The 582-nt window shown below is 48.3% G+C and carries 1 rRNA gene; it reads left to right on the top strand.

From position 1 onward, the window contains the following. Window positions 1–134: 134 nt before the first annotated feature. Window positions 135–582 (top strand): 16S ribosomal RNA (locus tag GQR52_RS20395); the annotation flags it as partial.

The raw sequence follows: 582 nt of genomic DNA, 5'->3' as shown, positions 1-582 counted from the left end.
TTAGAGTCTCAATTGAAAACTGAGTGACCAACAGAATAGTTATTTCGGTAATTATTCGGCACAGTCAATTCAATATCGAAAGATATTAAAATAAATTCAGAATTCATTGAGCTGTCGAAAGACATAAAACTTTTTAATTGAAGAGTTTGATCATGGCTCAGATTGAACGCTGGCGGCAGGCCTAACACATGCAAGTCGAGCGGTAACAGAAAGTAGCTTGCTACTTTGCTGACGAGCGGCGGACGGGTGAGTAATGCTTGGGAACATGCCTTGAGGTGGGGGACAACAGTTGGAAACGACTGCTAATACCGCATAATGTCTACGGACCAAAGGGGGCTTCGGCTCTCGCCTTTAGATTGGCCCAAGTGGGATTAGCTAGTTGGTGAGGTAATGGCTCACCAAGGCGACGATCCCTAGCTGGTTTGAGAGGATGATCAGCCACACTGGGACTGAGACACGGCCCAGACTCCTACGGGAGGCAGCAGTGGGGAATATTGCACAATGGGCGCAAGCCTGATGCAGCCATGCCGCGTGTGTGAAGAAGGCCTTCGGGTTGTAAAGCACTTTCAGTCAGGAGGAAAG

It is taken from the genome of Pseudoalteromonas sp. 31A1, from assembly GCF_011378815.1.
In the GTDB taxonomy this organism is placed as follows: domain Bacteria; phylum Pseudomonadota; class Gammaproteobacteria; order Enterobacterales; family Alteromonadaceae; genus Pseudoalteromonas; species Pseudoalteromonas arctica.
This window is presented reverse-complemented; position numbering and strand designations above follow the sequence as displayed.